Genomic DNA, 13,599 nt, shown 5'->3' with positions numbered 1-13,599 from the left:
TATTCGCTATATCTTTTTACTTGTTCTCGATACAAATTTGTTTCATTTCGACTGCGCTCAATGTGACACAAATTCACTCGAATTGACGTAAAAAGGATGCCGCTTCTATCCCTAACGCGACTTTGAACTGTTAATTCAACCTTGTTATTAATTTTTAATTCAGTACTATTTACTGCCTACTGCAAACTGAACTACTGCACACTTATTTTCGCTCCGTTATACAATTTTCCTTCTGCTGAAACGATATAACTTTCATTGGCGTTTAAACCAGATAATACTTCTACTTCATTTCCAAATGTTCTACCTAAACGTAACCAACGCAAAATAGCCGTATTACTTTGGCTTACCGTATAAACGCCACTTAATTGACCGTTGTTTACAATAGCTTCTTTTGGTATTAAAACCATTGAAGTTTCTGCTTTTCTTTCTACAGGAAATTGTACCGTTGTGAACATTCCTGATAGAATTTTCGCATCGGTTTTATCTAAAGTTATCTTCACTAAATATTGTCCACCAGTTTGTGCTGCAGATGTGCTTACTTCGGTTACTTTTCCAGAAATAGTTCGGTTAATAGATTTTACATTGACACTTACTTTTGCATCTTTTTTTATTTCTGAAATTTCGGTTTCTGGAACCATTGTAACCACTTCAAAATTACCTGGAGCTTCAATAGAAATTAAAGGCTGACCTGGATTTGCCATATCACCTTTCTTTACATTTTTGCTTGTAATGACACCGCTAAAAGGTGCAGTAATATTAGTATAAGCAAATTGTGCATTAATTTCATTCTTCATTTGTTTTGCAGCTTCAAGACCTGCTTTTGCCATCTCGTAATTAGCTGTCATATCATCCATTTCTTTTTGAGAGGCACTGTTTTTTGCAAAAAGTGCTTGAAAACGCTCGTAGTCTTTTTTAGCATTGTTAAATGCTGCTGTAGCTTTTGTGATATTTGCGTTTACTTGTGCTTTTTGCGCTTGTAAATCGGCATTATTAATAGCTACTAACAATTGTCCTTTGCTTACTTTATCGCCAACATTTACAGGTACGTTATTGACGTAACCCATCATTCTTGTACTTAAATTAGCACTGTTTTCGGCCTGAATTTTTCCGCTTACCGCTAAAAATGGACTGTCATTATTATCGCTAACCTGTGCTACTTTTACAGGAATAGCTGGCGAGTTATCTGCAACTGCTTTTTTGTCTTCGCTACCACAACTTGCTAGTAATATTGCTGTTGAAAGTGATAAGATGGTATATAGTTTTTTCATTTTAATTGAGTTTTATATTTAGGTCTCAACTGCGCTCGAACTGACAATCCTAGTCTCCTCGAGTGCAGTCAAGAGGTTATTCCTTAGTTAAAAAATTGACGTACGCTAAAGCGTAATTGTATTCAAAAATGGTTTGGTAATATTCTAATTGTTTTTGTGCATATTGGGTTTCTGCCATCAATAAATCTGATGTTTTTTCTAAACCTTCTTTAAAACGATCGGTACGAATTCTAAGCGATTCTTCCGATTGATCTAAAGCTAATTTTGATAGGTTTAATTTGTTTTCTGCATCAATAAGCATTCGCTTAGCTTTATTTAATTCTAACTTACTTTTTGATACATATTGATTGTATTCAAGCTTAGATTTTTCAAACTCAGCTCTACTTTTTTGAGCTTTTCCAAAACGCTTTGACCCTTGAAAAATGTCCCAACTTAATTGTGCACCAACAATGTATCCGTTGGCATCTGCTTGAAAGATTTTATCATCATACATTTCGTAACTTCCAAAAGCATTTAAACGTGGTAAAAACGCCATTTTATCTGCTTTACTCATAGCCTCATAAGCTTTGCTTGCTAACTGCATTGCTTTGATATCGCTACGGTTTTCAGTTAAAGTTTTTAACTCCATTGTACGCACATAAGGTGTTAGTGTATCGCTAGGTTTGTAGGTTATAAATGTGTCGTCATTCATTAAAAATGATAAATAATTAGACGCGTTTTGCACGTTACTTTTAGCTTGTTGTAATTGGTTTTTTACTTCGGTAACACGTACTTCTACATTAAGTACATCGGCACGTTGTAAGTAACCTTGCTCGTAACTATTATCTGCTAATTTTTTATTTGCATTTGCGGCTTCTAATGCTTTTTCTAATACGTCTACAGCTTTGTATGCTAATTGTAATTGCATATAGGCTTTATCAACTTCAAAAGCTATATAATCTTCTGTACGCTTTGTCTTTAGTGACATCGCTTCCATTTTAGATTTGGCTGCTTTACGCTGAAATATACCATCTACATTAATTAATGGTTGTTGTATTTCTAATTTTGTTGCAAAGTTTTGTATTGTTTCTGGATCGTTTAACAATGCTGGATTAAAATCTGCTTGTGTTAAAATTTCTTGATTTAATTTAGAACCAAAAGCCATTAAAGGATTTGTTGTAGAAATACCTGTATGACTAGCTGTAATGTTTGGCAAGAAAATAGCATTGGTCTGTCTAAAATCTGCTTTAGCTTGGTTAAATTCTTCTTCAGAAATTTTTATGGATGTATTATTTTCTGAAACTTGAGTCAAAACATCACTTTTACTTATTGGTTTTACCTCTTGTGCTTGTGTTAAGGAAGACCAGATAAATACTGATAGGATTGATAAGTTAATTATGTTTTTCATTTTTCAATTTTTACTGATACAAATGTACGTTTAGAAAACACCTGTGTCAGTAACATTAGTTACCTTGAAAAATGAATGTTGATTTTGATAAGAAAACGTGCCAAAATTAGCACGTTTTCTTATTAATTTTAAAATTAGTCTTCTGTATCCTGATTTTTATTTTCTGAGCTTATAAACTTAATGGCAAATCCTATAAGAATAAGACATACAAATGCAAAAACAACAATCATTACTACACCATTATTCCAACTATATAAACTTATGTTTTGAGCTATCATAATTTATTATTTTTTAAATACTAACAGTGTAAAAATAAAGCAGTTAAATAATAATAAATATGATATTTATCATTTAGATGAAAAGTAACTTTTATTTTTTATGAAATTGAATAAACAACTCTCTACCCATTCTTGGTGTTATAGAATTATGGGCTTCTTCTATTGTGTTTATTTTAAAATAAGGATTAAAATAATTTAAATATTCTGCTTTATTGCCTCCAAAAGGTGGTTTGTCATTATTTAATGGTGCATTAAATAATAAGCCTACTAATTTACCATCTGGAACTAATAAACTTTCTACTTTTTTGGCATAAGTAGATCTTAAACTTGGATTAATTGCACAGAAAAACGTTTGTTCTATTATTAAATCAAAAGTAGAGTTTAAACTAAAAAAATCTTGATGTATTAATTGATCTTTAGGGAAATTTGGTACTCTTTGAGCTAAATTAGCTAATGCTGTTTTAGATACATCTACTACAAAAACATTTTTAAATCCATTATTAAAAAGGTATTCTGCTTCGTAACTATTACCACAACCCGGAATTAAAATTTTTAGGTTTTTATCTACTAACTGATCAAAGTAATCTTTTAATGGTGGAGAAACTTGGCCTAAATCCCATGCGATATCATCTATTTTATATCTAGTATCCCAATATTTTTCAGATAAATCCATTAATCAAGGTTTGTTATGATATTAATTATTTCATTTTTTTGTAAAACACCAGATTGACGCCAAACTTGTTTTCCGTTTTTAAAAATCATTAATGTTGGTACGCCTCTTACTTGATATTTAGCTGCTAAAGCTTGATTTTTATCAACATCAATTTTAATAATAGAAATACGGTCTTTTAAATTGTCTTTTACATCTTTTAAAATTGGACTCATCATTTTGCATGGTCCGCACCATTCTGCAAAAAAATCTATTAAAACAGGTTTGTCTTGATTAATAAGGTCTGAAAATTTACTCATACTTTAAATTTACAATTTTTAATCTTTTAAACTTAATTATTAGCTAATTTTCCCGTAGCACAGCTTACAAAAGATTTAGCTTTTGTTACAATATTATTATCGTCTTCTATAGAAGGATATCCTATTTTTTTTAGTGTATTTTTTACCAATAATGCTTCTTCAGGACTATTATAATTAAAACTGACTTTACTAGTGTTTACGTCTACATCTATATTAGAAATACCTTTTAATTCTTCTAACTTATTTGAAATTGTATTGGCACAACCACCACATTTTAAATTTTGAATTATGATTGAAGTTTTCAAGTTTTGAAATTTTGTTTTTAAGACACTAATTTTTAGTGATTATTTTTACTATAATTTAAATATCCACCTTCTAGATCTAGGATTTTTACAAATCCTTTCTTAGCTAATTTTATAGCAGCTTTACCACTTCTATTACCGCTTCTGCAATAAATATAAACGGGTTTACTTTTATCTAAATTTTCAAATTGAACGTCGAAGTTTTGAGAAAAAAAGTCTATGTTTTTTGCATTTATAATATGACCTTGTTTAAATTCTTCTGGTGTACGAACGTCTATTAATTGCACGTCTTTATCTTTAGTTAATGCTATAAATTTATTTAAAGGCAAGACCGTTATCACTTGATCTTGTAACGGTTTAGATAGCGACATAACAATTAAAAGTGGTAATATAACTAACTGTTTCATGTGTTTAATTTTTGCTTAAAATTAATCTAAAATATTATTGCATTAGGTAACTATTGTTACAAAAAAAAGTGTGCTACAACTAGTAACACACTTTTTAAAATTTTTAATAAAAGTTATTATAATGTTGTTGGGCAAACGTAGTTGGTTCTTGGAATTGTTGTTTTTTTAATAGCTCCAAAACCACCAGCGACATCGATTAAATTATGTATACCGCGACTTTTTAAAATAGATGCTGCAATTACAGATCTATAACCGCCTGCACAATGTACAAAAAAGGTTTCTTTATCAGGGAAATCTTTTAAATAGCTATTTAAAGTATCTAATGGTGTATGATGTGCATTTAAAACATGCTCTGCTGTGAATTCTCCATCCTTTCTTACATCAAAAATTAAATCTTTATTGTTTGGGTATCGTTGCTCTAATTCTTCTGCTGAAATTGAAGTTATTGTATCATAATCTTTTCCAGAATTTTTCCAAGATTGAAAACTACCATCTAAATAACCAATCACATTATCAAATCCAACACGAGATAAACGTGTGACTACTTCTTCTTCTCTACCTTCTGGAGCAACTAACAGTATTGGCTGACTTACATCTACAATTAAAGCGCCAACCCAAGGAGCAAATCCACCATCTATTCCTATAAATATTGATCGCGGAATATGACCTTTTATAAATTCTGATTGATGTCTAACATCTAAAACTATCGCTTCGGTTTCGTTTGCAGCAGATTCAAATTCTTGAGGTGATAAAGGATTATCGGATTTTGATTTTACTTTATCAAAACTTTCATAACCTTTAATATTCATCATTACATTTTGAGGAAAATATCCTGGTGGATCAGACAAACCGTCAAGAACTTCTTCTATAAATTCTTCTTTAGTCATATCTGCTCTTAATGCATAGTTTACCTTTTTTTGGTTTCCTAAAGTATCTGTAGTTTCTTTACTCATATTTTTACCACAAGCCGATCCTGCACCATGATTTGGGTACACAATTAAATGGTCGCTTAATGGCATAATTTTATTACGTAAAGAATCGTATAAATAACCTGCTAATTTCTCTTGTGTTAAATCTTCTGAAACTTTTTGTGCCAAATCTGGTCTACCAACATCACCAATAAATAAAGTATCTCCTGTAACAATACCATGTTCTTTGTCGTTTTCATCTATTAAAAGATACGTTGTACTTTCCATAGTATGACCAGGCGTATGCAATACTTTTATTTTGTAATCTCCAACTTTAAACGTTTGATTATCTGTTGCAATAATTGCTTCGTAATTTGGTTTTGCTGTTGGACCAAAAACAATGTTTGCTCCTGTTTTTTCTTTTAAATCTAAGTGACCAGACACAAAATCTGCATGAAAATGTGTTTCGAAAATATACTTTATTTTAGCATTATCCTTTTTTGCTTTTTCTATATAAGGTTGTACTTCTCTTAATGGATCTATTATTGCTGCTTCACCATTGTTTTCTATGTAATACGCTGCGTGAGCTAAACAACCAGTATAAATTTGTTCTACTTTCATGTTATTTTATGTTCTAATTCAATTTTAAAAATTGATTATTAATGGGTTATAAAATTAATTGATTTGTAATTATATAGATGTAACAAAAGTTACAATTATCATTTAGTTAACTCTTTGAAGATTATATATATCCCCATAACGAGTACAAACCATCCAAATCCTTTTTTAAGTTTTGCGCCTTCAATAAATTTTGAAAGATATGTGCCGATAAATATACCAATAATAGAGATGGATGTAAAACTTAATAAAAACAACCAATCTATTTCTATATTTTGAACATCTCCAATAAATCCTATTAACGAGTTAATAGCTATGATTAATAACGAAGTTGCTACAGCATTTTTTATAGACATTCTAGCAAAAAACATTAGTGTTGGAATGATTAAAAATCCGCCACCAGCACCAACTAATCCTGTTAAGACACCTATAAATGCCGCTTGAAAAAAGAAAACCACAAAATTAAGGTTTACATCCTCTTTTTCAACTTCTTTTTTACTTTTTAACATTGAAATTGAAGCTAAAAGCATTAAAACTGCAAATAATAGCATTATTGCAATGTCTTTTGTTATTATAAAATTATCTATTTTATAAAATTGCTCTGGTATGGCTGGCACTAAATACTTACGTGTTAAAAAAACTGCTGTAAAAGCTGGTACAGCAAATACAATTGCTGTTTTAAAATCTACTAACTTTTTTTGAATGTTTTTTATCGCTCCAACTAATGCCGAACTACCAACTACAAATAAAGAATATGCTGTTGCTGTTATTGGATTTATACCTAAAAAATAAACTAAAATAGGTACTGTAAGTATTGATCCTCCGCCACCAATTAAGCCTAAAACAAGACCTATAAATAGTGCGCCAATGTAACCAAGAATATATTGTATTTCCATAGTTAAGAGTTAATACTCAAAACTACTAATGATTAGAGTGATTTTTTGTAACATTTGTTACAGGCTTATAAATCAATAACTTTAATGTTATTTCTGTGTAATTCTATACGTCCGTCAAGTTCTAAAGCTTTTAATAATCTAGATACTACAACCCTTGATGTATGCAAGTCTGATGCAATCTCATGATGCGTTATATGTATTACATCATTATGATTAACCATTGCTTTGTCTTTAAGATATTTAAAAAGTCTTTGATCCATTTTTAAAAACGCAATAGTATCTATAGCCTCTAAGAGCTCGGTCATTCTGTTTTGGTAGCTTTGTAATACAAACTGGCGCCAGGATTTATATTTACCTAGCCATTCTTCCATTTTTTGAACAGGAACCATCATTAGTCTAGTATCGGTTTCGGCTATTGCTCTAATTTCACTTTTAGCATCTCCTAAACAACATGATAAAGTCATTGCGCATGTATCGCCTTGTTCTATAAAATATAAAACGAGCTCATCACCTTGCTTATCTTCTCTTAATATTTTAATAGCTCCACTTACCAATAAAGGCATTGATTTTATGTAGTCACCTATTTCGATAAGTTTTGTTCCTTCAGGAATATCTCTAAAGGTGCCTACATTATTTATTTCTTGAAGTAATTGGTCTTCAAAAAGATAGCCATAATGTTGTTTAAGTTCGTCTATCATGAAGTGAAAATTAGTGTTGTAAAAATATAAAAAACAATGATATTGACGTTTAATTCGTCAAAGATTTAATATAAAACCGTCACAAAAACAACGTTTTAACCTATTTATGTTACATTTTATCGATGAATATTTTATTTTAATTATCAACTTTAATATTGAAATTATTATAACTATAATTGCACTATGGTTAATAGCAAATCCCATTTATGTACATTATTAATTGATGACGATAAAGTCATTAATTATTATAACCAAAAGGTAATTAATAAACATTCCAATTTTGGTGAAGTTATATCTGTAAACAGTGGTAAAAACGGTTTGACTTATTTATTAGATGCTATTAAAGGTGAAACTATTAAGCCAAATCTGATTTTTTTAGATATAAATATGCCTGCTATGAATGGTTGGGAATTTATTGAAGAATTTAAAAAATTAGATCCTGTATTTACTGAAGACATAAAAATTGTTTTGTTAACTACCTCTAATAATCCTGAAGATTTTGAGCGTTCTAAACAAATAGAATTAGTTTCAGAATACATTAACAAACCGCTTTCGAAAGAAATTTTAGAAGACCTAACCACAAAAATTAACATTAAACCCAAAGTTACAAAGCACAAATAATTACTATATCTATTCCTCCAAATGGTATCTACACTATTACTTAATTTAAAAGCAGACAAAATTTTTTATTTTGTCTTTTTGTTTGTTTACACGTCACTTACAGCCCAAAACAGAGCTACTGTAACAGGAATTGTTACAGATCAATTTGGTGCATTACCTGGTGCTAAAGTAACGATTGAAGGTAACAGCATAAGTACAACTACAGATGTAGACGGAAAATACACTTTAAATTTAGATGAAGGTGATTATGTAATAAACGTTTCGTTTGTAATGTACACTACTGCATTTAAAGCAATTACGCTAAATGTAGGCGATAATAAAACTTTAGACTTTGTTTTAGAAACTGGTTTTTCTGTAGATCAACCAATATCGCTAGGATCAAGAACTAAACCAATATCATTATTAAAAACAACAGCTCCTGTAGATATTATTTCTCCAAGTGATTTAACTAACGCGTCACAAATAGAATTAAGCCACATTTTACATTACTTAGTACCATCTTTTCATTCTACAAATCAAACAATATCTGACGGAACAGATCACGTAGATCCAGCAACTTTAAGAGGTTTAGGTCCTGATCAAGTATTAGTTTTAATTAATGGAAAAAGAAGACATAATAGCTCTTTATTAAATGTTAACGGAACTGTTGGAAGAGGTACAGTTGGAACAGATTTTAACGCTATTCCTGTTGCCTCTATAGAACGTATTGAAATTTTAAGAGATGGTGCAACATCACAATACGGATCGGATGCTATTGCTGGTGTAATTAACATCATTTTAAAAGAACAAATACAGACTATAGATGTAAGTGGTCGCGTATCTAAAAACACATTAAACGATGGATTTACAAGTAACTTTACAGCCAATTTTGGTTTCGAAATCGGTAACAAAGGATTTGTAAATATTACTGGTGAATATAGAAATAGAGAAGCAACTAATCGTGCAGGAAATTATAATGGTACAGTCTACTCTAACGATCCTGAAGAAGATGCGATACTAATCGCTCAAAATAATTTTTACGCTCAAAATGATTATAAAGACCAAAGAGTTATGGAAATTGGTAGCGCAGCTACACAAAACCTTGCTTTGTCTTTTAATGCCGAATTACCTGTTAGCGAATTTGCTAGTATTTATACTCATGGTGGACGTAATTACAGAGAAGGAAAATCTAAAGGATTTTATCGTTTCCCTAAACAAATAGACCGTGTTGTTTTACAGATGTATCCAGACGGATTTTCACCAGAAATTTTAACAGATATACAAGATGATGCAATTGTTTTTGGGTTTAAAGGGATTAAAAACCTATGGAATCTAGATTTTAGTCATTCTATAGGAATAAATTCTTTAGACTATACTGTTAACAATTCCAATAACGCCTCTTTAGGTATTGCTTCTCCAAGAACCTTTTATTCTGGCGGATTTTTATATAGACAAAACACTTCTAATCTAGATGTTAATCGTGGATTTGACTGGCTTAAAGGTGTTAATATCGCTTTTGGTGCAGAACTACGTGTAGAAAATTATCAAATCATAGCTGGTGAAGAAGCGTCTTATACAGATGGAGGAAACACTTATATTGATCAAAATGGTGATGAACAACCAAGCATTCCTGGAGCACAAGTATTTCCTGGAATTACACCAGAAAATCAATTAAGTAGGTTTAGAACAAACAGTTCTGGTTATTTAGATATAGAAGTTAACCCAACTGAAAAATTACTATTAAAAGTTGCAGGTAGATACGAAGCTTACAACGATTTTGGTGGACAATTTGTTTGGAAATTATCTAGCAGATACAGAATTAAAGACAATTTAAGTATTAGAGCTGGTTTAAGTACTGGTTTTAGAGCGCCTTCTTTACACCAATTATACTTCCAAAACATTAGTACACAATTTATTAATGGCGAAATATTGCAAGTTGGAACTTTTAATACCGAAAGCGCAATTACAAACGAAGCTTTTGAAGTAGATATGCTTAAACCAGAATTATCTAAACATTTTAGTGCTGGATTTACTGGAAAAATAAATAATAACTTATCGTTTTCTTTTGATTATTACAACATTTTAATTGAAGATCGAATTGTACTTTCTGGAAGATTTGCAGATGGTTATCAAGATATTTTAGAACCGTTTAATGTTGGTGCAGCTCAATTTTTTAGTAATGCTATAGACTCTAAAACAAACGGACTTGATGCTGCTGTTCACTACAAATTAGAAACCAAAAAAGATAAATTAAATGCGGTTTTAGGTGCTAATTTTACTCATACTGCTGTAGTTGGTCCAATAAAAGTACCAAATTCTTTAATTGGACAAGAAAATGTTTTATTTAATCGCGAAGATGTTGCCAGAGTAGAATACGCACAACCTAACTTTAAAATTAATGCATTAGTTGCTTACGAATTTGATAAATACAGATTTGAATTAGGTAACACCTATTTTGGAGAAGTTAAATACATACATCCAGAAGACGAAAATCCAAACAATTGGGTTGTAAATAATTTTACTGGTCAAGTAGAAAGTAGAGATCAAACATTTGCATCTAAAATTTTAACAGACGCCTCATTTACCTATAAATTTGGTAAACATGCTTATTTTACCATTGGCGGTAATAATATTTTTAATGTCTATCCAGATAAACACAACCATTCTTCTAATACAGAAAACGGAAACTTTGTTTACAGTAGAAGAGTTCAGCAATTTGGAGTTAACGGTGCAAATTATTACACAAAACTATTGCTTAGATTATGATAGTTTTAAATAAAACGTATCACATAAAACATTACCTGCTAATTGTTTTTTGTAGTCTATTTAGCATTGTTACTTTTAGTCAAAACCTAAGTAACGAGCAAATAAAACGTGTACAACGTGCCATTTATATTTTTAATTTTTCGCAGCAAGTAAGTTGGTCTAATTTAGAAGATTTAGAGACCTTTAATATTGGTGTTTTAGGTAAAGACAGAACTTTAATAGATTTAAAAAGTCTAGCATTAAAAAGAAAAATTTATAACAAACCTGTTAATGTAATTGGCTTTAACGCTGTTAAAGATGTAAAAAACATACAAGTTTTATATTTAAAATATAATAATAACTACGATTTAAATTATGTTTTAAAAAGTATAGAAAACAAAAACATTTTGCTAATCACAGAAGATAGTAAATACAACTCTTCTATGATTAATATGGTTAATGTAGACAATACTTTTGAGTACGAAATAAATAAATCTTTACTGTATAATTCTGGATTTAGAATAGCTCCAAGTTTAGAAACTAATGCAATTACTTCTTCAGAAAAATGGAAATTGCTTTACAAAGACACAGCTTCAGAATTAAAAACTTCTGAAGAAATTATTACGCAAAAAACCAATCAGCTTAATACTACTAAAGCAGAATTAAATGATAAAGAAGCGGTAATAGAGCAACAAAATCAACAGTTATCTAATACCAATTTGCAATTACAATCTAGTAATAAATGGATTAGTAAACTTAAAGAAGAAAATGCGCTGCAAGACCAAAAACTAGATCAAAAAATTGAAATTGAAAAACAATTAGAACAGTTTATAAATGCACAACTAGATACGATTAATAACCAACAAATAGCAATATCTAACAGCAAGTTAGAGATAGACAAACAAGCTGCTTACATTAAAAATCAGTTACAAGAAATTGAAGATAAACAGAAGATTATTGAAGAAAATGACGACTACATTTTCATCTTAAAAATGTTTAACTATTTATTGGCTGCTTTGGTATTTATCACTTTGGTTGCCAGTATAATTATTTTTAAAAATTATCGTGCAAAGAAAAAATTAAACCAAATTTTAACCGAAAAAAACAAAATTATATACAAGCAAACCCAACAATTAACCTCTAAAAACAAAGAGTTAGAACAGTTTGCTTATATAACTAGTCACGACTTAAAAGAGCCTCTAAATACCATTTCTGGTTTAATTGGATTGCTGTTAGAAGATCACAAAGATCAATTAGATCAAGATGGAATTACTAGCCTAAATTACATTAACCAATCTAGTATAAGAATGAAAAGTCTTATAGATGCTCTTTTAGATTATTCTAGGCTTGGTAAGTCTCAACAGTTTGAATATATAGATGCAAATGTTATTATTAATACAGTTAAAGCAGATTTAGGAAACCGAATTCTAAACAGTAAGGCTCAAATAATTTCAGAACATCTTCCAGAAATTTATGGATCGGAAGTAGAATTACGTCTACTTTTTCAAAACTTAATTAGTAATGGTATTAAATTTATCAAACCAAATACTACTCCAATTATAAATATTTCTGCTGAAGAATTTAAAAATTCAGAAAACGACTTATTTATTAAATTTGCAGTTAAAGATAATGGTATAGGCATACCAAAAAAACATCAAGAAAGGATTTTTGCAATCTTCCAACGTCTTCACAATCGTGACGAATATGAAGGTACAGGAATTGGTCTTTCACATTGTAAAAAAATTGTAGAATCTCATGGTGGTACAATTTGGTTAGAGTCAGAACCTAATCAAGGCACAACCTTTTATTTTACTTTACCAAAAAACAACTAAAAACATGGTTAAAGCAGTATTATTTGATATGGATGGCGTCATTGTAGATACAGAACCATTACACCATAAAGCATACCATTACATGTTTAAAGATTTTGGTATACAAGTAAGTACAGATTTATACGAGAGTTTTACAGGTCAATCTACACAAAATGTTTGCACCAAATTAGTACAACACTTTAACTTAACTGCTAATCCTAAAGATTTAGAATTAAATAAAAGAGCACATTTTAATACGCTTTTTACTACCGATAAAAGTTTAAATCTATTAGATGGTGTACATCAAATTATAGAAGATTATTACGCTAACGATTTAACTTTAATTTTAGCTTCTTCTGCTTCTATGAGCACAATAGAAAAAGTGTTTACAAGATTTGATTTAGACCAATATTTTAAAGCAAAAATTAGTGGAGCAAGTTTAAAAGCCTCTAAACCACATCCAGAAATTTTTGAAAAAGCAGCACAATTAGCAGGTTATAAACAAGAGCAATGTATTGTTATTGAAGATTCTACAAACGGTATAAAAGCAGCAAAATCTGCTGGAAGTTTTTGTATTGGCTATGATAGTTTACATTCTAAAAATCAAGATTACAGTCAAGCCGATTTGGTGATTAATGCTTTTAATGAAATTCCGTTTAAAAAAATTTCAACTTTAATATAATTCTTCACAGTATGACATCTGTCATATTTT

The 13,599-nt window shown here is 30.0% G+C and carries 14 protein-coding genes; 4 read left to right on the top strand and 10 right to left on the bottom strand.

The genetic code is table 11. The features are described 5' to 3' along the window. Nucleotides 1–191: 191 nt before the first annotated feature. The 10 genes from IFB02_RS11315 to IFB02_RS11270 form a co-directional block, all read right to left on the bottom strand. The gene (locus IFB02_RS11315) at nt 192–1,268 is read right to left on the bottom strand and encodes an efflux RND transporter periplasmic adaptor subunit (RefSeq protein WP_106688454.1); all 1,077 of its coding nucleotides are present in this window, start codon (nt 1,266–1,268) and stop codon (nt 192–194) included. A 76-nt stretch (nt 1,269–1,344) separates the two neighbouring features. After that, nucleotides 1,345–2,655, bottom strand: a complete 1,311-nt coding sequence (locus IFB02_RS11310; protein ID WP_106688453.1) for a TolC family protein — start codon at nt 2,653–2,655, stop codon at nt 1,345–1,347. A 134-nt stretch (nt 2,656–2,789) separates the two neighbouring features. Next, on the bottom strand, nt 2,790–2,933 hold the full coding sequence (locus IFB02_RS11305; protein WP_165569195.1) for a hypothetical protein: 144 nt from the start codon (nt 2,931–2,933) through the stop codon (nt 2,790–2,792). 91 nt (nt 2,934–3,024) lie between these two features. Then, nucleotides 3,025–3,606 carry a methyltransferase domain-containing protein gene (locus IFB02_RS11300; RefSeq protein ID WP_106688452.1) on the bottom strand — a complete coding sequence of 194 codons (582 nt, stop codon included), beginning with the start codon at nt 3,604–3,606 and terminating at the stop codon, nt 3,025–3,027. Beyond that, nucleotides 3,606–3,902, bottom strand: coding sequence for a thioredoxin (gene trxA, locus IFB02_RS11295; protein WP_106688451.1), 297 nt, complete (start codon nt 3,900–3,902; stop codon nt 3,606–3,608). Before trxA ends, IFB02_RS11300 begins: the two co-directional genes overlap by 1 nt. 32 nt (nt 3,903–3,934) lie before the next feature. Further along, nucleotides 3,935–4,207 (bottom strand): heavy-metal-associated domain-containing protein, encoded by a 273-nt coding sequence (locus IFB02_RS11290; protein WP_106688450.1) that lies wholly within the window; start codon nt 4,205–4,207, stop codon nt 3,935–3,937. 32 nt (nt 4,208–4,239) lie between these two features. Next, nucleotides 4,240–4,611 carry a rhodanese-like domain-containing protein gene (locus tag IFB02_RS11285; protein ID WP_223878839.1) on the bottom strand — a complete coding sequence of 124 codons (372 nt, stop codon included), beginning with the start codon at nt 4,609–4,611 and terminating at the stop codon, nt 4,240–4,242. Between the two features lie 116 nt (nt 4,612–4,727). Next, complete coding sequence (locus IFB02_RS11280) at nt 4,728–6,140, bottom strand: MBL fold metallo-hydrolase (RefSeq protein ID WP_191072775.1); 1,413 nt, start codon at nt 6,138–6,140, stop codon at nt 4,728–4,730. A 98-nt stretch (nt 6,141–6,238) separates the two neighbouring features. Continuing rightward, nucleotides 6,239–7,033, bottom strand: a complete 795-nt coding sequence (locus IFB02_RS11275; RefSeq protein WP_191072774.1) for a sulfite exporter TauE/SafE family protein — start codon at nt 7,031–7,033, stop codon at nt 6,239–6,241. Between the two features lie 65 nt (nt 7,034–7,098). Continuing rightward, nucleotides 7,099–7,731 (bottom strand): Crp/Fnr family transcriptional regulator, encoded by a 633-nt coding sequence (locus tag IFB02_RS11270; RefSeq protein WP_191072773.1) that lies wholly within the window; start codon nt 7,729–7,731, stop codon nt 7,099–7,101. 183 nt (nt 7,732–7,914) lie between these two features. Between IFB02_RS11270 and IFB02_RS11265 the strand changes: the two genes are divergently transcribed. Genes IFB02_RS11265 through IFB02_RS11250 form a run of 4 tightly spaced genes read left to right on the top strand, consistent with a single transcriptional unit; the run spans nt 7,915 to nt 13,569 of the window. Further along, nucleotides 7,915–8,352 (top strand): response regulator, encoded by a 438-nt coding sequence (locus tag IFB02_RS11265; RefSeq protein WP_106688446.1) that lies wholly within the window; start codon nt 7,915–7,917, stop codon nt 8,350–8,352. Between the two features lie 21 nt (nt 8,353–8,373). After that, complete coding sequence (locus tag IFB02_RS11260) at nt 8,374–11,097, top strand: TonB-dependent receptor (RefSeq protein WP_191072772.1); 2,724 nt, start codon at nt 8,374–8,376, stop codon at nt 11,095–11,097. Continuing rightward, nucleotides 11,094–12,908, top strand: a complete 1,815-nt coding sequence (locus tag IFB02_RS11255; protein WP_191072771.1) for a YfiR/HmsC family protein — start codon at nt 11,094–11,096, stop codon at nt 12,906–12,908. The genes IFB02_RS11260 and IFB02_RS11255 overlap by 4 nt, the downstream gene beginning before the upstream one ends. Nucleotides 12,909–12,912: 4 nt before the next feature. Next, nucleotides 12,913–13,569 (top strand): HAD family hydrolase, encoded by a 657-nt coding sequence (locus IFB02_RS11250; RefSeq protein ID WP_191072770.1) that lies wholly within the window; start codon nt 12,913–12,915, stop codon nt 13,567–13,569. Nucleotides 13,570–13,599 lie beyond the last annotated feature (30 nt).

It is taken from the genome of Mesoflavibacter profundi, from assembly GCF_014764305.1.
In the GTDB taxonomy this organism is placed as follows: domain Bacteria; phylum Bacteroidota; class Bacteroidia; order Flavobacteriales; family Flavobacteriaceae; genus Mesoflavibacter; species Mesoflavibacter profundi.
This window is presented reverse-complemented; position numbering and strand designations above follow the sequence as displayed.